The organism is Streptomyces sp. NPDC046197 (genome assembly GCF_040646295.1).
Classification (GTDB): Bacteria; Actinomycetota; Actinomycetes; order Streptomycetales; family Streptomycetaceae; genus Streptomyces.
On record NZ_JBEYZY010000001.1, the window covers coordinates 1 to 16500 of the forward strand.

The window sequence follows — 16500 nt, forward strand, 5'->3', positions numbered from 1 at the left end:
CTCCCCGGCCCATTCCCCCATCACCACAACAAAGAGTCTGGCCCCGCCGCTCACGCGGCGGGGCCAGAACCCCAAGATCTTCATGAGTCTTCTAGGCTGCTGACATGGCACCGGACATCGCGACCAACACACGGGTATCGCTCGATGAGCTGCTGGACTTCGTACGGCCCCGCCACCGCGCCCTGATGCTGACCCGGCGGGCCGACGGCGGCCCGCAGGCCTCGCCGCTGGCCTGTGGGGTCGACGACTCGGGACGGATCGTGGTCTCGACGTACCCGGAGCGGGCCAAGACACGCAACGCCAGGCGGGAGCCACGCGTGAGCGTGGTCGTGCTGAGCGACGACTGGAACGGGCCGTGGGTGCAGATCGACGGCACGGCCGAGGTCGTCGACTGCCCCGACTCCGTTGAGCCGCTCGTGGAGTACTACCGGAACATCGCCGGCGAGCACCCCGACTGGGACGAGTACCGCGCGGCCATGGTCAGGCAGGGCAAGTCGGTCATCCGGATCACACCGGAGCGCTGGGGGCCGGTGGCCACGGGCGGCTTCCCCGCACGACTGGTGCAGGACCAGGAAGGCTGAGGGGTCCGCACCCGTCGAGGCCTGGGACGGCTGAGAGGTCGCGCCCCTCAAGGGGCCTCGGAAGCCCGAGGGGCGTTCCCCGTCCCGGCCTGCTGCACCATGGACTCGATCCCCGCCACCAGCAGCTCCAGGGCGAAGGTGAAGTCGCGGTCCAGCATCTCCTGGACCGTGTCGCCGCCGCGGGCCGCCATGAGGCTGGCGGACTCCTGGAGCACCTCGGCGGCGTCCGGAGCCCGGGTCGCCGCACTCATGGCGTGCTGGAAGTAGTCGTCCGGGGCCATGCCCGCGTCGGCGCAGCGCGCGATGAAGTGCCCCTCGATCGTGCCGTAGCCGTACACGAACTGGAACACCGCGGAGATCGCGCCGGTCAGGCCGTGCTCGGGCAGTCCGGTCCGGCGGATGACGCGCTGCACCGTGCCCGAGAACGCCATCGAGTTCGGGCCGATGTTGAGAAAGGTCCCGGCCAGCGGTGACAGCCAGGGGTGGCGCACCAGCAGTGCCCGGTATTCGGTGGCGAGTCGGCGCAACTGGTCGCGCCAGTCCTCGTCGCGGTCCGGCTCGGGCAGCCGCAGCTCGCCGAAGGCCGCGTCCAGGGCGAGTTCGAGCAGGTCGTCCTTGGTGTCGACGTACCAGTAGACGGACATGGCCGTGACGTTCAGCTCGGCGGCGAGCCGGCGCATGGAGAACTTGGCCAGCCCCTCGGCGTCCAGCAGGCGGACCGTGACCTCGGTGATCCGCTCCCGGTCGAGCCCGGACGGCTGCCCGCCGCCCCGCCCGCCCCGGCGCGCCTTGCCCTCCAGCCAGACGCTGGTCCGCGCCGCGCCCTTGGCCCCTTGGGCTGCCTTCACCATGGCGCACCTTCCCAGATCATTTTTCAGTGCCGGTCATGCTAAGCGCCCCTCAGGAGGCGCGGGACCGCACCCGTGCGCGGCTCCGCCGCAGGGGGCGATCAGCCACGACGGAGACGGATCCGCAGTCGCACCAGGACCCGGCCTGCCGCGCCCCCGGGCGCTGTCGTCAGACTCCCGCCTGCCCCGAGTCTGCCCGTTCCGCCCTGCGCAGCAACGCGGCGGCCAGCAAGCCCCCGAGCAGCACGGCCGCCGCCCCCACCGACTGAGCGGTTTCCAGGCCGGAGGAGAACGCGTGGGTGACCTGCCGCCGCTCCGCGGCCGAGCCGGCCTCCGCCAGGGCCACCGGCAGGGACACCGCCGCGAACCGCGAGTTGAGGACCGCCCCCAGCACGGCAACCCCCAGCCCGTTGCCGAACTCCGCGAGCGTTCCGTTGACGCCCGCGCCGACCCCCGCCTTCGCCGGTGGAATGGCGCTCATGACGGCGTGCGCCATGGCGGGGTTGGCGACCGCACAGCCCACACCGATGAGCACCAGCCCGAACAGCGTGCCGCCGTATCCGCCGGAGGCGAGCGTCGCGATCGACACGAGGCCCGCCGACATCAGCACCATGCCGAGCGCGATCGACACCGGCGTCCCGAGCCGCGCCGTCCACTTGGCCGCGACGCCGGAGAAGTTCAGCACCACGACCGACAGGGCGAGCGGCGCGGTGCGCACTCCGGCCTCCAACGGGCCGTATCCGAGGACGAACTGCAGGTGCTGGGTGAGCAGGAAGAGCGCCCCGCCCATGCCGAAGGTGATCAGCACCGCACCCGTGACCGCACCCGTGAAGCGACGGTTGCGGAAGAAGTGCGTGTCGAGCATGGGATACGGGATCCGGCTCTCGTAGTACGCGAACCCCGCCAGGACAAGGACCGCGACCGCCGCCGGGAGCAGCACCCTCGCCGAGGTCCAGCCGTGCACGGGGCCCGAGATGATCGCGTAGACCAGCGAGGCCATGCCGATCGTGGAGAGCAGGGCGCCGAGCAGGTCGGGACGGCCGCCCTGCGGCTGCTTCGACTCCGGCACCAGGACCACCACCGCGGCCAGACCCAGTGCCGCGACCGGCAGGTTGATCAGGAAGATCGCGCCCCACCAGAAGTGGTTCAGCATCAGGCCGCCGATCAACGGGCCGGCGGCGAAGCCCAGCGCGTTCACGGCGCTCCAGATGCCGATCGCCTTCGGCTGCTCGTCCGGCGTGAAGATCTGCATCGCCACGGCAAGGGTGGTGGTCAGCAGCAGCGCGCCGCCGATGCCCATGCCCGCGCGGGCCGCGATCAGCTGGGCGGTGGAGTCCGCCAGTCCGGCGGCCAGCGATCCGGCGCCGAACAGGGTCAGCCCCGCCACCAGCATCTTCTTGCGGCCGTAGCGGTCGGCGGCGCTGCCCGCCGTGAGCAGCAGACCGGACTGCACGAGCGAGTACGCGTTGATCATCCACTGGACGTCGGCGGTGGTCGCGTCCAGTTCGCGGGTGAGCGAGGGGATGGCGACGTTCAGGACGGTGTTGTCGAGCAGCACGGTGAGCTGTGCCAGGCAGATGACACCGAGGATCAGCCAGCGCCGGGGATGGCCGGCCTGGGCCTGGGCAGGGGGCTGCCGCTGAGAGGTGAGGGACATGCTGTACACCGTACAGGGATCGCCTATACGGTGTACAGGACGCCGTCAGCTGCTGCTCGTCCTCTGCGTGAGGTCGTAGAAGGTGGCCGCACCGGCCGTGACCTTCTTGAAGTTCTTCTCGACCCACGAGGTGATCTGTGAGGCGGTGCCATTGCCGCCGCCCATGCCGCCCATGCCGCCCATGCCGCCCATTCCGCCGCCGGAGATGAAGTAGTGGACCTCGCCCTGCGCCACGTACTTCTGGAACTGGGCCGCCGTCGGGGACGGGTCGGTGCCGTTGAAGCCACCGATGGCCATCACCGGGTCGCCGGTGGCGAGCTGGTAACTGGCCGCGTTCTGCGAGCCGATGGACGCGGCGACCCAGGTGTACCGGGACGCGTCCTTCTCCAGCAGCTTCTTGGCCGCGGAGCTGACGCGGGCGCCGTCCAGCAGACCGCCCATGCCGCCCCCGGCGCCATGGCGGCCGCCCTCGCCCATCCGGCCGCGGCCGGGGAAGCCGCCGCCGTTCCGGCCCTGGGCGGTGCCGCCGCCGTTCTGCGGGCCCTGGCCCGGCATGCCGCCGCCGGGGAAACCGCCGGTGCCGCCGCCGATGCCGCCAGGGAAGCCGTTGCCGTTGCCGTTGCCCGGCGCGCCCTGGCCCTGGCCGTTCGGGCCGTTCCGGCCCATCTGGCCGTTCCGGCCGTTCTGGCCGTTCTGGCCGTTCTGGCCGGGCATGCCGCCGCCGAAGCCGCCCCTCATGACGCCGCCGAAGCCACCGCCCCGGCCGCCGAAGCCCATCATGCTCGCGCCCCGGGGCCCGGCCGTCGGGATGGAGCCGGTGTGCGCGGAGTTCACCGTGCTCAGCGTGTACGCCGCCGGACCGGCCAGCGAGGCCACGAGGCCCACGGCGACCGCGGCAAGCGCGAGCTGCCGGCCCAGCCGGGCCGCGAAGATCAGGCCGAGTGCGGCCGCCAGGCCGCCGATCAGCACCAGCCACTTCAGCCAGGGCAGGTAGTCCGGCACCCGGTTGAGCAGGACGTAGCCCCAGGCCGCGGTCGCCGTCACCGCGCCGGCCAGGGTGAGCGACGCCCACGTCTTCGAGCGCTCCTCCCACAGGACGGTCGCGCCCATGCCGACGAGGGCGGCGATGCAGGGGGCGAGGGCCACTGTGTAGTACTGGTGGAAGATGCCCGCCATGTAGCTGAAGACGACCGCGGTCATCAGCAGCGAGCCGCCCCAGGCCAGGAAGGCACCGCGGGCCGGGTCGGTGCGCTTGGCCCGGCGGGTGAGTACGAGTCCGGCGACCAGCAGGATGAGCGCGGCCGGAAGCAACCAGGAGACCTGGCTGCCGATCTCCGAGCTGAACATCCGGTCCCAGCCGGTCGTACCCCACCGGCCGCCGTTGCCACCGGCACCGGCACCGCCACCTCCTCCTCCGCCGCCACCGACGCTCCCCGTCTCGTCGCCGTTGATGCGGCCGAGGCCGTTGTAGCCGAAGGTCAGCTCCAGGAAGCTGTTGTTCTGCGAACCGCCGATGTACGGACGGGAGGAGGCGGGCCACAGCTCGACGATCGCGACCCACCAGCCGCCGGACACGACCAGCGCCACGGTCGCGAGCGCCAGCTGCGCCAGCCGCTTCCTCGGCTTCACCGGCGCGCAGACCCCGTAGACGAGAGCCAGGGCCGGAAGGATCAGGAAGGCCTGCAGGGTCTTCGTCAGGAACGCGAAGCCGACCGCGACCCCCGCCCACACCAGCCACTTGGTACGCCCGTCCTCCAGGCCCCGGAGCACGAAGTGGACCGTGAGCGCCATCAGCAGTGCGAGCAGCGCGTCGGGGTTGTTGAACCGGAACATCAGCGCCGCGACCGGGGTGAGCGCGAGCACCGCGCCCGCGATCAGTCCGGCGGCGGGGCTGAAGCGGCGGCGCACGGCCGCGTGGACCACGGCGACCGTCAGGACGCCCATGACGGCCTCGGGTACGAGGATCGCCCACGAGCCGAGGCCGAAGACGCGCACCGACAGGGCCATCGGCCACAGCGAGGCCGGCGGCTTGTCCACGGTGATGGAGTTGCCCGCGTCGAGGGAGCCGAAGAAGAACGCCTTCCAGGACTTGCTGCCCGCCTGCACGGCCGCCGAGTAGAAGGAGTTGGCGTAGCCGGAGGCGCTCAGGTCGTAGAGGTAGAGCAGGCCGGTGGCCAGCAGCAGGCCGAGGAACGCGGGGCGCGCCCAGCGCGGGTCCTCGGGCCGGCCGCGCCACAGGCGGCGCGCGAAGGGCTGCCTCGCCGGAGCAGCCGTCGGCGGCGCGGCCGGGGGCGGGCCCCAGGAGGACGGCCCCGCACCCGCCGGGCCACTCGTGCGGTCGTGGTCGGTCGTCATCGTCAGTCCCTCGGATCGGTGTCGTTCGGACGCACCGGCTGCAGGTGCAGGGTGGCGTCCCCCCAGGTGCCGTCCGCGGCCTCACCGGCGCGGAACGGGGTGGAGTCGTACGGCGCGTACGCGGAGCGGGGCGCCGGGGTGCGCATGGAGGCCGCGGAGGCTGTGGAAACGGCTGTGGAAACCGTGAAGGCCGTGGCCACGGTCGTCGCCGGGTCGGGCTCGCGCCGGTCCGGGAAGACCCAGGCCCGGAAGAGCAGGAAGCGCAGTACGGTCGCCGCGAGGTTGGCGGCCACCAGGACGGCGAGCTCCGTGGAGTGCGCCGGGTCGCTGGTCGCCGCGTCCAGCGCGGCCAGCGAACCGCTGGTCAGTGCCAGGCCGACGCCGAACACGAGCAGGCCCTGCGCCTGGTGGCGGACGGCCCCGCCGCGGCCGCGCACGCCGAAGGTCAGACGGCGGTTGGCCGTGGTGTTGGCGACGGCCGCCACCAGCAGGGCGAGCGCGTTGGCGACCTGGGAACCGGAGAACTGCCTGAAGACTCCGTAGAGCAGCAGATAGAAGAGGGTCGACAGGACGCCGACGACGCAGAAGCCGACGAGCTGGCGGGCCAGGCCCTTGGGGACGTTGGTGAGGTCGCGGTCGCGCGGATCGTCGCCGAAGGGGCGGGCCAGCCGGTCCAGCGGCAGCGAACCGGTGGCCAGCGCCCTGCCCACCCGCCACACCCCCTTGAGGTCGTCGGTCGCCGTCCGCACGATGTGCACCGTCGAGTCGGGGTCGTCGACCCAGTCGACCGGCACTTCGTGGATGCGCAGCCCGGCCCGCTCGGCCAGCACCAGCATCTCGGTGTCGAAGAACCAGCCGGTGTCCTCGACCAGCGGCAGCAGCACCTGGGCGACGTCACGCCGGATCGCCTTGAATCCGCACTGCGCGTCGGAGAAACGGGCCTGCAGCGAGCCCCGCAGGATCAGGTTGTACGAGCGGGAGATGAACTCGCGCTTGGCGCCGCGCACCACCCGGGAGCTGCGGGCGAGCCGGGAGCCGATCGCCAGGTCGGAGTGGCCGGAGATCAGCGGCGCCACCAGCGGCAGCAGTGCGTTGAGGTCGGTGGACAGATCGACGTCCATGTAGGCGAGGATCGGGGCCTCCGAGGCGGACCAGACGGTCCGCAGCGCCCGGCCGCGGCCCTTCTGCTCCAGCCGGAAGGCCCTGACCTCGGCGATCTCCGCATCCAGCCACGCGGCCACCTGCTCAGTGGTGTCCGTGGACGCGTTGTCCGCGATCGTGATGCGGAACGCGTACGGGAAGGTGCGCTTGAGGTGCTCGTGCAGGCGGAGCACACAGGGCCGGAGGTCCTTCTCCTCGTTGTAGACGGGGATCACTACGTCCAGGACAGGCGTACCGGCGTCTGTGGCCGGGAGATGCTCCCGCGCCGGCAGGGTGCCGGGAGAAGAGTCGGTTCGCATGGCACCGACTCAACTCAAGTGCCCTGTCGCACCCATGTGGTGAGGCTGTGCCGCCCCTGTGAGTACGGCTGCCGGTCCGCTTCGGACGCCGGCCGCGGCACGACGGGCGTGAGGGCAGGCAGGTGCACGGTGAACACGGTCCGTCCGGGAACGCTGTCGACGGTCACGGCACCGCCGTGCGCGGCTACGACGGCCTGCACGATGGCGAGCCCCAGACCGGTCGAGCCGGTGGAGCGGGAGCGCGCGGAGTCACCGCGCGCGAACCGTTCGAAGACGTGCGGCAGCAGCTCGGGCGGGATGCCCTGGCCGTCGTCCGCCACGTCCACGCACAGCCACGGCCCGCGCCGTTGCACCCGCGCGGTGACCGTCGTACCGGGCGGGGTGTGGGTGCGCGCGTTCGCCAGCAGGTTCACCAGCACCTGCTGCAGACGGGCCGCGTCCGCGGAGACGAGGGCCGGCGCGTCGGGCAGGTCGAGCCGCCAGACGTGGTCCGGCCCGGCCGCGCGGGCGTCGCTGATGGTGTCCACGACGAGCGGTACGAGATCGGTGTGCTCGAACTGCAGCGGCCGGCCGGCGTCCAGCCGGGCGAGCAGCAGCAGGTCCTCGACGAGGAGGGTCATCCGGCCGGCCTCGGACTCGATACGGCCGAGGGCGTGCCGGGTGTCGGGTCCGACCTGTTCCCGTCCGCGCCGGGTCAGTTCGGCGTACCCGCGAATGGAGGCCAGGGGTGTTCTCAGCTCATGGCTGGCATCCGCGACGAACTGCCGTACCCGCGTCTCGCTCTGCTGCCGGGCGAGCAGCGCGCCGTGGATGTGGTCGAGCATCCGGTTCAGGGCGGCGCCGACCTGGCCGACCTCGGTGTGCGGGTCCGTCTCGGACCCGGGTACGCGCTCGCTGAGGTTCACCTCTCCGCTGTGCAGGGGCAGTTCGGAGACGCGGGTGGCGGTGGCGGCGACCTTGCGCAGCGGGCGCAGGGCGACCCCGACGATCGCGGCGCCCGCGAGGGAGGCGGCGATGAGGCCGGCGGCGGTGACGCTGATCTCGACGAGGATCAGGGTGCCAACGGTGCCGTCGACCTCGGAGGTCGGGACCGCCACGTAGTAGGTGCCGTTGGGACCGGTCACGTACTGGACGCGGTAGCCGCTCAGGGCGGGGATGTCCACGGTGTGCTTGTCACCGTCCTGGGGGACGGAGCCGAGGGCAGCGATCTGCGCGCCGTTGAGCGGCTTGGCGTCCATCTGCGGGACGTCGTTGTCGTCCTTCGCCTTCCTGCCGACCTCGGCCTCGGTGACGGAGCCGTTCTCGACCCTCGCCGCGATCGTGTACTCCGGCTGCGGGGCGTGGGTGACGAAGTCGGACAGATTGACGGCACGGCCCCGCCGCTGGGGCAGCACCACTTCTTCCTCGTGCCCGTCGGGCGGCCGCAAACCTCCGGACGCCCGCGCCGCCACCTCTTTCAGCCGGCCGTCCAGCTGGTCGTACAGGTACGACCGCAGCGCCAGCGTCGTCACGGTGCCGATGACCGCGCACACCACGGCGATCAGCGCCACGGACGCGACGACGAGCCGGGTCCGCAGAGTGCGCGGCTGTCCCGCTCGCCGTCTCCGCGGTCGCGGCCCTCGTCCGCTCATGACGTCGCTGGCTTGATCAGATAACCCGCCCCGCGCCGGGTGTGGATCATCGGCTCACGGCCGGCGTCGATCTTCCGCCGCAGATAGGAGATGTACAGCTCGACGACGTTGGCCTGCCCGCCGAAGTCGTAGGACCACACCCGGTCCAGGATCTGCGCCTTGCTCAGCACGCGCCGGGGATTGCGCATCAGGAAGCGCAGCAGCTCGAACTCGGTGGCGGTGAGGTGGATGTTCTCCCCGGCCCGCGACACCTCGTGGCTGTCCTCGTCGAGGGTGAGGTCGCCGACGACGAGGACGGAGTCGGAGCGGCGGTCGGCCGCGCCGGAGCGGCGGATCAGGCCGCGCAGCCGCGCGACGACCTCCTCCAGGCTGAACGGCTTGGTGACGTAGTCGTCGCCCCCGGCGGTGAGACCGGCGATCCTGTCCTCGACCGCGTCCTTCGCGGTGAGGAAGAGGACGGGCACGTCGGGCAGTTCGCGGCGCAGCCGCCCCAGGACGGCGAGGCCGTCCATGTCGGGCAGCATCATGTCGAGGACGACGGCGTCCGGCCGGAACTCGCGCGCGTTCTGTATCGCACCCTGCCCGTCACCCGCGCTGCGTATCTGCCAGCCCTCGTAACGCAGGGCCATGGACAGCAGTTCGGTGATCGACAGCTCGTCGTCCACCACAAGCACCCGGACGGGGCTCCCGTCCGGCCTGAGCAGTTCGGTGCGCCCCTGGGGCGAGGTCGTGGTCATGGTGGACACCTTGTCGGCGTCCTCTGAGAGTGCCCTTTCACCCGTCTGTGATTTGTCTGAGAAACCCACAGGTTCCTCTCAGGGAACACCTGGGAAAGGGCTGCCGCCGGACGGCCCGGCCGCGGCAAGTCCGTCCGGCCGCACGGCGGGAAGACCTCGCGTCCGTCCGGCCGCACGGCCGGGAGGCTGCAGTGCAGTCTCAGTGCAGGCCGAACAGCCGCGCTCCGTTGTCGTGACAGACCGCCCGCAGCCAGTCGTCGCCGAGACCGAGGCGGTCCAGGGCGTCCAGCTGGTGGACGTAGGGATACGGGATGTTGGGGAAGTCCGAGCCGAGCAGCACCCGTTCACCCAGGTCGGCCAGCCGGGGCAGGGCACGCCGGGGGAGCGGGGCGAACCGCTCGCTGAAGTCGGTGAACGCCATGGTCGTGTCCAGCCGCACCTCCTGGTACCGCTCGGCGAGATCGATGAAGTCCTCGTACTCCGGCATCCCGAGGTGCGCGATCACCAGCCGCAGCCGTGGATGCCGGGCCAGCACCCGCGCGATCGGCTCGGGCCCGGTGTGCTTGCCGGGTGCCGGTCCGGAACCGCAGTGGATCACGACGGGCACACCGGCGTCCGCGAGCAGTCCCCAGGCCGGATCGAGGAGTTGGTCCGTGGGGTCGTAGGCACCCACCTGGACGTGCGCCTTGAAGACCCGGGCACCCGCATCGACGGCCTCCTGGACGTAGGTCTCGACGCCCGGCTCGGGGAACAGGGTGGAGGTGTGCAGGCAGTCGGGTGTGCGGCGGGCGAAGTCGACCGCCCAGCCGTTGAGCCATCGCGCCATGCCGGGCTTGTGCGGATAGAGCATCGCGGTGAAGGCGCGCACCCCGAACTCCCGCAGCCGCGCGATCCGCCGGTCCTCCTCCTCCCGGTAGGTGATGGGCCACGCGACACCGCCGGTGAGCGGGCCCAGCCCGTCGAAGTAGTCCCAGACCTTCCGCAGCACCCGATCGGGCATGAAGTGGGTGTGGACGTCGACAAGCCCGGGCAGCCCGAGCCGCTCCCAGAACCGCCGGACCTCGCCTGCCTCGTTGGTCATGGGCGCGCCCTCAAACCCGGGTGCATGACGTTGATCGCTCATGTCGACCACGATCGCTCCCGGTGGCCCATCGCGTCCAGCTTCCGGGCCCACCTCCTGACCCTCCTGACCCACAGGGATCCCTCGCGGATCCAGCCCTGTCCATCCACCCGCGCCTCCTCAGAACAGCCCGTCCTGCACTTCGGCCACCTCCCTGAACACCCTTACCGGCATGGTGAATGCGCGCCGCTCGGTGGGTCGCAGCTCCCACCCCGTCATCAGCCGCGTGTCCAGCACCACGACCCCGCCCTCGGTCGCCAGGTGCAGATCCGGCCCGGCGGCCGCGACCAGTTCACCGCTCACCACGCCCCCGGCGACGAGCTCGCCCACCTCGCCCAGGGCGGCCGGAACGCCGTCCAACCCGAACACCCCCGCGTGATCGACGGGCCGAAACGGCTCCCGTTCCAGGGACTCCGGCCACCCTGCGAGTCCGTGGGCCCGCCCGTGCAGCTCCTCGATCTCGGCCGCCCGCTCCCCGGGCGTCGGCGGCAACGCCGACCGCACGGCCCGCTTGTCCGGGTACGGGATCCGGTCGGGTACCCGGAGCGCGGCGCGCAGCAGCTCCTCCGTACGCCGCGCGGCCATCAGTGGCCCGGCGCCGAGCCAGCTGAAGCAGACGGCGCCCTGCTCAAGCAGCCGCGCCGGGCCCCGGTCGAGCGCGGTGATCCCCGCCTTGACCATGCCGGGCCCGAACCACGCCAGATATACGTGGTACGGCCGCGGGTCGTCCGCGATCGTGTCGGCGGCCACGGAGTGCGCCCGGTCCAGCCGCGCGCACTCCTCGCACCGTGCCCCCGTACTCCGCCCCGGCACGACCGCCCGCACCGGACACCCGTACCCCCGTGCCCCCACGCATGTCCGCACTCCCCCTTCAGCGACCTCGAAGGCCACCCGCTTCCCCCGGGGCAGCCCGCTCGAACGGCCGCCCTTCCACAGCAACGAGGGGCCGTCCGCCGACCACCGCAGCCCCGCGCACTTCCACGCCTGTGCCATCGCCTCCAATCTAGAGGCCACCACTGACATCGGGCCCCGCCCCGAACGAGCTCTCACGGCCGTAGGCCCTCATCGCTGTCTGGTCCGCCCTCATGGAGGTCATGGATGTCACGAAGTTCATGAAGGTCATGACGGAAGGCGACCGCAAAATCGAAGGCCGGGTGTACAACGTCCGGCGCCTCTCACCGGTCCTCATACATGTCGGGAGACATGTCGCGTGACACGGGTCCATCCCGAAGACCACGAGGGGACGCGAAGAATGCGTTTAAGAGGGACGCTCATCACCGCTGCGGCCACGCTGCTGATCGCAGCCGCCGGTGCCGCGGGGGCGGGCACGGCCGGGGCCGGCACCCAGGGCGCCTCCGGCACATGGCCGAAGCTCAGGCAGTACAACCCCCAGGAGTTCTACTTCCTCGCCCCGGAGGGCAAGGTCGAGCAGGCCAACAGGTACGAAACCGTCCTCTACGCCGAGAACCCCCCAGGCCGGGACGAGCTCTTCGCCAAGGACGTCAAGGCGGTCTACGACCTGTCGTCCCTCGAAGGCAAAGTGACGATCGACGGGGTGGGCAGGAACTGCACCCGCGCGAACTGGGTCGTCACCTGCACCACCGAGGACTTCTACCAGCAGACCTACATCGACCCCTTCGTCCTGCACTCGGTCAAGGGCGTCCCGGTCGGTGAGGCCGGCCGGGTCCAGGAGCGGATCACCAGCGCCAACGCCGGCACGGTGGAGCACACCCGACGGGTCTTCGTCGGCAAACCGGAACTGCGGACGGCCCGGCACGCGCCGTACACCATCCCCGAGTCCGAGCGCGGCTCCCTGCCCGCGATCACGCCCGCCTTCGGCAACAAGGGCCAGGTGCAGGTGCCCGACGGGTTCGTGCTCGCGGTGTCCCTGTCCGCAGGCACCTTCACGGGGGAGCGATACAGCAACTGCTTCTACTCACCGGACGGCAAGACCGCCCAGTGCCGGTTCTCCGGTGATCTTCCGCCGGGAGCGGCGTTCGAGACGGACGGCGCCTTCCGGGGGGCGACGGATCCCTGCTGCCGGGTCAGGGGCAGCTACAGCTACTCCGTCCGGCCGATGGGCAACCCGCCCGAGTCCGGGTCCGGCCCGTCCAAGGCGGACCAGGAGGGCCAGAGGGGCAACGGCCGCGTGCTCGGCCTGAAGCCGGTCGGCATCGACACCGTGCAGAACGACACGGGCACCATGGCATTCGTCTCCGCCGGGCAGTGGGAGGCGGACTGGACGGTCGACGGCATCACCCTGCGCGGCAAGGTCGGTGAGCCGGTGACGGTGGATGTCCCCATGGCGAAGAACCTCGGCCCCGACAAGCCGGAGCAGCGGGTGAAGCTCCTGGAGGTCAGCCTCCCGGAAGGCGTCACGCTGGTCCCGCCGACACCGACGGACGATCCGGAGGTCGACTACTGCCGGTACGCGGAGAACGGCAAGACCGTCCGCTGCACCCAGAACGCGCCCTGGTCGGCCCTGCGGGTACGCATCGACAAGTTGGTCACCGGCGCGCAGGGAACGGTGCGGCTCGTCGCACCCGAGGGCTCCGTCGACCCCAACGCCTCGAACAACACGGCGCCGGTGAAGGTGGAGATCGTCGCAGGGGAGCCGTCCGGCAGCCCCAGCCCGTCGCCCGACGCCTCCGCCTCCGCGTCGCCCACCGCCTCGGCATCGCCCACCGCCTCCGCGGGCACGTCCGGCGGTTCGCCGTCGGCCCCGGGCGGAGCCGACACCTCCGACACACCGGGCGGCTCGATGGCGCACACAGGTGCCTCGGCCACTCCCCTGCTCGCGGGAGCGGCAGCCGCAGCCGTCGGGTTGGGAAGCGTTCTGGTGACGGTGCGCCGCCGCCGCGACAACAGGAACGGAAGCTGAAGCGGACGGGGCGGGCCCAGCGCGGCTCGCCCCGCCCGGCTGACCGTGCGCAATGGCAGAGCCGCGTGCAATGGTCAGGCGTTTCTCCTCATTCCATGGAAATGGGTGCCGTCCCGCGCGCAAGTTGTTGAGGGAGCGACAAATACGGCGGGTCACCAGCGGTGCGGGCCGCCGGGCGCTAGGCCGGGGGCGGCACCTGGCCGCACCAACCGCGCCCCCACTACGTTGGCGTCTGCGCACAACTGGACAGAAGAAGAGGGGCCAGGCGTGACGAGCGGGGAGCCCGGCGGCGGTACGTCTGCCGCCACAACAGCCGATACGGACACCACACCAGGCACGGATCCGCAGCCGGACCCGGACGCGCAGCCCGACCCGGGTGACGGGCCGGACCACTTAGCGGGAGGCGATCCGGGGCAGGGCGAAGCCGGCCTCACCGAGTACCTGTTCTTCTTCCTCGGCCTGCTGCCCACACTCATCGCCGGCATACGGATCTATCTGATCGCTCACGGCGACCGTACGACCATGCTGGAACTGCTCGGCACGCTGAACGTGAGCGCTCTGGTGCTGGACACCTTCATCCGCTTCATCGGTGTGATCGGCGGGGCTGTGACGGCGTTCCTCCTGGTGCGCCTCCTCCTCGAACGCCCGGAATCCCCTCCCCGCTCCTGGCTCCGCCGCGTCATCTGGAACCACCGCCGCCCGGCCCTCTGGCTGCTGGCAGGCACCTTCGCGGCGTTCATCAGTACCGCCTACCTGGAGGAGTTCTACGACGCCGACAACAGGTGGACCTGTCAGCCCGTCGACCTCTTCAGGATCTACGCCTGGCTCGCGGTGCTGTATGTCGGCCGCGCGCCGGCTGTCCGTGCCTGGCGACGCCGGTCCGCGTCCCGACGACCGAGCCTGGACGGCACAACGGCCGGCACCACGGACAGCACCACGGCCGGCACCACGGCCGGCATCGGCGCCCCGGACCAGGCTCAGACGCCGGCTGCGCCCGCCCGTAGCCCCTGGCGTCTGTGGGGAGCGGCTACGTACACCCTTCTCCCGGTTGCCGTTCTGATGACATGGTCATTGCTCAAGCAGTCCGACGACCGCATGTGGCTGCCCGCCCAGGTGATCACTCTCAACGGTGTCCCGGCCCTGGTCACGCAGGAGGGCATTCAGCAGGACCCAAAATTCCCGCATCTGAACGTCGAGCACGACGGTCACTACACCTTCGTCGGCTACGTGCTCGACGACGACGGCACCTCGGAGACCGTCCTGTCCTCCAACGGAGTCCTGCTGACCGCCGACTCCAAAGACGTTGTCGACCAGGAGTTCTGCCAGTACGAGCCCACCCACGACGTCGCGGACGACACCCCCTTCATCGACCGCATGCTCAACCACGACGACTCCTGGAACCCCGGCTTCAGCTGTGAGGACCTCCTCAAGAAGGTCATCGGGCCGAAGGACCCGGCACACGGGCTCGTCCGAACGACGGTGGACGGGGCTGAATCAGACGGGAGCTGAGACGGCCGCGCGCCACACCGCGGTACCGGCGACGACCGCGGTCAGTTGTCGAAGCGACCGTCGCTCGTGGAGCTAAGCCGCCTTGGGTCGTGCCGCACGCATGCCCGAGGCGGGCTCCTGTGCATCGTCGGGCAGGAAGGTCTCGGCTTCCCCGAAGTCCGGGGCCTGGAAGGGGTTTGTCGCCGGAGGCGGCGACGTTGCAGCGGAGCGGCGGGGTTGCTCTTCCAGAGCGGAGAACAGCGAGGTCGGATCGATGAGAGGTCTCTCTTTCGTTACAGGTCCCTGAAGGGGCCCGGTGTGCCGTGACCGGGCACAGCGGTCCTACAGCTTGGTCATCTTGGCGTACGGGCTCAAGATCCGCATTTTCGCCGAGCCGAAATCCACGAGCGCCGCGATTCCGTCCTCGATGCCGATCACCCGGCCGAGGCCGTAGACGTCATGTGTGACCTGGTCACCCATGGCGAAGTGCTTGGGAGCCGGTGCGACCGGGGCCTTGAAGGGGCTGGTGGGCAGATGACGCTTCGGTGCAGGAGGCTTTGTCATGACTCAGTATGAGCCTACGCGCATCCGGTTCGCTGTGGCCGTCGGCACAGATCCAAAGGAGAACAACCGTCTCAAGCCGCTGACCTGGGGATTCGAGATGTCGTGAGGCGAAACTCGACCGCAGTTCTCCTTCGCTGACCGACGGAGGGGGCGCGCCTCCCGTCCGCGTCACGCTAGGCCGTCTACAAGCGTGTAGACAAGTGCGGCCTCGGATCCGTAGGGTCGCCGGGTGACTTCGATTGCTCGTCATGCCCGTTCGGGCAGCACTGCCGCAGGCGTATTCCGAGGCGCGGTTCGCGTTCCCGGAATCGTCACCGCCTTCTGGATGGCAAAGGGGTTGTCGACGGCGCTGGGGGAAGGGGCCTCGGACTACCTCGTCCAGGCCATGGTGCCCCAGCTCGCCGTGGTGCTCGGATTCGTCGCCTTCCTCGTCGCGCTTGTCGTCCAGTTCCGCCAGGCTCGCTACCGGGCGTGGACGTACTGGTTCGCCGTCGCCATGGTCGGCATCTTCGGGACGATGGCCGCCGACGTGATGCACGTGGCCCTCGGCGTGTCCTACACCACTTCCAGTCTGCTGTACGCGGTGCTGCTGCTGGCCGTGTTCTGGCTGTGGCGGCGTACCGAGGGCACCCTGTCGATCCACACCATCGACTCCCCGCGCCGTGAGGCGTTCTACTGGGCGACAGTGGTCGCCACCTTCGCCATGGGCACCGCGCTGGGCGACTTCACCGCCTTCACCCTGCACCTGGGCTACTTCACCTCCGCATCCGTGTTCGCGGTGCTGATCCTCATTCCGGCGGTGGGGTACCGCCGGCTGCGCTGGAATCCGGTGTTCTGCTTCTGGGCCGCCTACGTGATCACCCGTCCGCTCGGCGCGTCGGTCGCCGACGGCCTCGCCAAGCCCCGCTCCGTCGGAGGCCTCGGCCTCGGCGACGGGCCGGTGGCGCTGGTCCTCCTTGCCCTGATCATGCTGGTGGTCTCCTACTTGGCGGTGACCAAGGCGGACGTCCAGCGCGTGCACGAGCCCGCCACCGCACCGGAATCGGCCCCCGCGCACTGAACTCACAGTCGACGCGGCAAGCGTGACCCGCCCGGCTTCGCCGCACGTATGAGCATGCCGCGCGGATCGACAGCGCCGAAGAACAACCGCACGCCGGCCAGGACGTGGCGCAGCGGCT

13 protein-coding genes are annotated in these 16500 nt (G+C 70.8%); 4 read left to right on the forward strand and 9 right to left on the reverse strand.

Annotated elements, in window-relative coordinates:
- Positions 1–104: 104 nt before the first annotated feature.
- Entirely contained in the window at positions 105–581 is a 477-nt protein-coding gene (locus tag AB0A61_RS00005) for a PPOX class F420-dependent oxidoreductase (RefSeq protein WP_361283528.1), read from the forward strand.
- 47 nt (positions 582–628) lie between these two features.
- Here the strand turns inward: AB0A61_RS00005 and AB0A61_RS00010 are convergent, their stop codons facing one another.
- From AB0A61_RS00010 to AB0A61_RS00045, 8 genes are all read right to left on the reverse strand, one after another.
- Positions 629–1432 carry a TetR/AcrR family transcriptional regulator gene (locus AB0A61_RS00010; protein WP_361283531.1) on the reverse strand — a complete coding sequence of 268 codons (804 nt, stop codon included), beginning with the start codon at positions 1430–1432 and terminating at the stop codon, positions 629–631.
- Positions 1433–1598: 166 nt separating this feature from the next.
- Entirely contained in the window at positions 1599–3086 is a 1488-nt protein-coding gene (locus AB0A61_RS00015) for an MFS transporter (RefSeq protein WP_361283534.1), read from the reverse strand.
- Between the two features lie 45 nt (positions 3087–3131).
- A complete protein-coding gene (locus tag AB0A61_RS00020; RefSeq protein WP_361283537.1) occupies positions 3132–5441 on the reverse strand; it encodes a glycosyltransferase family 39 protein in 2310 nt (769 codons plus the stop codon).
- A 2-nt stretch (positions 5442–5443) separates the two neighbouring features.
- Complete coding sequence (locus tag AB0A61_RS00025; RefSeq protein ID WP_361283540.1) at positions 5444–6901, reverse strand: glycosyltransferase; 1458 nt, start codon at positions 6899–6901, stop codon at positions 5444–5446.
- Positions 6902–6915: 14 nt separating this feature from the next.
- Positions 6916–8532: a HAMP domain-containing sensor histidine kinase gene (locus AB0A61_RS00030; protein WP_361283543.1), complete on the reverse strand. Its 1617-nt coding sequence runs from the start codon at positions 8530–8532 to the stop codon at positions 6916–6918.
- A complete protein-coding gene (locus AB0A61_RS00035; protein WP_361283546.1) occupies positions 8529–9269 on the reverse strand; it encodes a response regulator transcription factor in 741 nt (246 codons plus the stop codon). The genes AB0A61_RS00030 and AB0A61_RS00035 overlap by 4 nt, the downstream gene beginning before the upstream one ends.
- A gap of 199 nt (positions 9270–9468) precedes the next feature.
- Positions 9469–10350: an amidohydrolase family protein gene (locus tag AB0A61_RS00040; RefSeq protein ID WP_361283549.1), complete on the reverse strand. Its 882-nt coding sequence runs from the start codon at positions 10348–10350 to the stop codon at positions 9469–9471.
- 159 nt (positions 10351–10509) lie between these two features.
- Positions 10510–11382 carry a DUF2797 domain-containing protein gene (locus AB0A61_RS00045; protein ID WP_361283552.1) on the reverse strand — a complete coding sequence of 291 codons (873 nt, stop codon included), beginning with the start codon at positions 11380–11382 and terminating at the stop codon, positions 10510–10512.
- 259 nt (positions 11383–11641) lie between these two features.
- On the opposite strand from AB0A61_RS00045, the gene AB0A61_RS00050 reads away from it, so the two are divergent.
- Together AB0A61_RS00050 and AB0A61_RS00055 are read left to right on the forward strand one after the other, a co-directional pair.
- The gene (locus AB0A61_RS00050) at positions 11642–13270 is read left to right on the forward strand and encodes a hypothetical protein (RefSeq protein ID WP_361283555.1); all 1629 of its coding nucleotides are present in this window, start codon (positions 11642–11644) and stop codon (positions 13268–13270) included.
- 267 nt (positions 13271–13537) lie between these two features.
- Complete coding sequence (locus AB0A61_RS00055) at positions 13538–14779, forward strand: hypothetical protein (RefSeq protein ID WP_361283558.1); 1242 nt, start codon at positions 13538–13540, stop codon at positions 14777–14779.
- 321 nt (positions 14780–15100) lie between these two features.
- On the opposite strand, the gene AB0A61_RS00060 is transcribed toward AB0A61_RS00055, so the two are convergent.
- Positions 15101–15322 (reverse strand): hypothetical protein, encoded by a 222-nt coding sequence (locus AB0A61_RS00060; RefSeq protein WP_361283561.1) that lies wholly within the window; start codon positions 15320–15322, stop codon positions 15101–15103.
- 325 nt (positions 15323–15647) lie between these two features.
- Here AB0A61_RS00060 and AB0A61_RS00065 point away from each other — a divergent pair, with 325 nt between their 5' ends.
- A complete protein-coding gene (locus AB0A61_RS00065; RefSeq protein WP_361283564.1) occupies positions 15648–16382 on the forward strand; it encodes a hypothetical protein in 735 nt (244 codons plus the stop codon).
- The last annotated feature ends 118 nt before the right edge of the window (positions 16383–16500 follow it).

Excerpts from the sequence above, each read along its gene's own strand:
- AB0A61_RS00005 (WP_361283528.1), top strand. The coding sequence starts at position 105 with ATGGCACCGGACATCGCGACCAACACACGGGTATCGCTCGATGAGCTG.
- AB0A61_RS00010 (WP_361283531.1), bottom strand. The coding sequence starts at position 1,432 with ATGGTGAAGGCAGCCCAAGGGGCCAAGGGCGCGGCGCGGACCAGCGTC.
- AB0A61_RS00015 (WP_361283534.1), bottom strand. The coding sequence starts at position 3,086 with ATGTCCCTCACCTCTCAGCGGCAGCCCCCTGCCCAGGCCCAGGCCGGC.
- AB0A61_RS00020 (WP_361283537.1), bottom strand. The coding sequence starts at position 5,441 with ATGACGACCGACCACGACCGCACGAGTGGCCCGGCGGGTGCGGGGCCG.
- AB0A61_RS00025 (WP_361283540.1), bottom strand. The coding sequence starts at position 6,901 with ATGCGAACCGACTCTTCTCCCGGCACCCTGCCGGCGCGGGAGCATCTC.
- AB0A61_RS00030 (WP_361283543.1), bottom strand. The coding sequence starts at position 8,532 with ATGAGCGGACGAGGGCCGCGACCGCGGAGACGGCGAGCGGGACAGCCG.
- AB0A61_RS00035 (WP_361283546.1), bottom strand. The coding sequence starts at position 9,269 with ATGACCACGACCTCGCCCCAGGGGCGCACCGAACTGCTCAGGCCGGAC.
- AB0A61_RS00040 (WP_361283549.1), bottom strand. The coding sequence starts at position 10,350 with ATGACCAACGAGGCAGGCGAGGTCCGGCGGTTCTGGGAGCGGCTCGGG.
- AB0A61_RS00045 (WP_361283552.1), bottom strand. The coding sequence starts at position 11,382 with ATGGCACAGGCGTGGAAGTGCGCGGGGCTGCGGTGGTCGGCGGACGGC.
- AB0A61_RS00050 (WP_361283555.1), top strand. The coding sequence starts at position 11,642 with ATGCGTTTAAGAGGGACGCTCATCACCGCTGCGGCCACGCTGCTGATC.
- AB0A61_RS00060 (WP_361283561.1), bottom strand. The coding sequence starts at position 15,322 with ATGACAAAGCCTCCTGCACCGAAGCGTCATCTGCCCACCAGCCCCTTC.
- AB0A61_RS00065 (WP_361283564.1), top strand. The coding sequence starts at position 15,648 with ATGGCAAAGGGGTTGTCGACGGCGCTGGGGGAAGGGGCCTCGGACTAC.